General features: G+C 30.3%; 2 protein-coding genes. One reads left to right on the forward strand and one right to left on the reverse strand.

Annotation, left to right across the window (positions count from 1 at the left end; all coding sequences use genetic code 11):
* A partial coding sequence (locus tag DIU01_RS01215) for a DUF3592 domain-containing protein (RefSeq protein WP_290831438.1) occupies positions 1 to 463 on the reverse strand: 463 nt, incomplete at its 3' end.
* Between the two features lie 183 nt (positions 464 to 646).
* Between DIU01_RS01215 and DIU01_RS01220 the strand changes: the two genes are divergently transcribed.
* A partial coding sequence (locus DIU01_RS01220; protein WP_290831440.1) for an ATP-binding protein occupies positions 647 to 1,249 on the forward strand: 603 nt, incomplete at its 3' end.

A 1,249-nucleotide genomic window follows, 5' to 3' on the forward strand; every position in this document is an offset into this window, starting at 1 on the left:
CTAACAAGCTTAAAACACTTATTAAACAAAACAAAATTCCGATTAAAAACATAAAGATGAAACTAAATTTATTAAAATTAGCTTCACTTTCTATTGTTATTTTATTTGGGATATTTTTATCGTAAATAATGGATATTTTTTGATCAATTTTATCATTATAAGTTTTAAATATGCTTAAATCAGTAGAAGCATAATAAAATGGTATTTCTACAAAACTTTCTCCTTCTTTTGTTTTGTATTGAATATAAGGCTGTTTGTGTCCATCACTATCAGATTTATAAGAAATGATTTTTCCGTCTGTGTAAGCTCCATTTTTCTTGATGTTTTTTAATAAAATAAAATAATCAAGACTTTTCAAAAAAATCATCAAACCAAGTACGAGAAATGAAAGCGCAGGTTTTACAAACATAAATATAACAAATACACCAACGTAATAGTTCCAATATTTGTCAAGATACTTCATTTTCTTCTTTTCTATTTCCCAAATATATAAAATAAATCCCCAAAATTCATCCTCTATTTTCTATATTCTCTTCGCTATTTTCTTTCTTCAAATTGTCAAAAACATTCTTAATAACTTCTATAAAAACCATTGAAAAATCAGCTCGAAATGCACTATATTAGCACAAAATCGATACATTTTAAAATGGCTCAAGAAACACAATATAACGAAGACAATATACGCTCACTCGATTGGAAAGAACACATCCGAATGCGTCCCGGAATGTACATTGGGAAACTCGGTGATGGTTCGTCTCCAGATGACGGAATTTATATTTTACTAAAAGAAGTAATCGACAACTGCATCGACGAATTCGTTATGGGTGCAGGAAAAGTTATAGAAGTAACAATCAAAGATAAATTAGTTACTGTTCGTGATTACGGTCGTGGAATTCCATTAGGGAAAGTAGTTGACGTAGTTTCCAAAATGAATACCGGTGGAAAGTACGATTCTAAAGCGTTTAAAAAATCGGTTGGTTTGAATGGAGTTGGTACCAAAGCGGTAAATGCTTTATCCAATTATTTTCGTGTAGAATCGGTTCGTGATAACCAACAAAAAGCAGCCGAATTCTCAGAAGGAAATCTAACCATTGAAGAAGACGTAATTGAATCAACCAAGCGAAAAGGTACAAAAGTCGCCTTCATTGCAGACGAAGTTATTTTCAAAAATTATAAATACCGAAATGAGTATATCATCAAAATGCTCAAAAATTATTGTTACCTAAATCGTGGATTAACAATATATTAC

Origin of the sequence: Flavobacterium sp., from assembly GCF_003525665.1 — a bacterium.
Lineage (GTDB): Bacteria > Bacteroidota > Bacteroidia > Flavobacteriales > Flavobacteriaceae > Flavobacterium.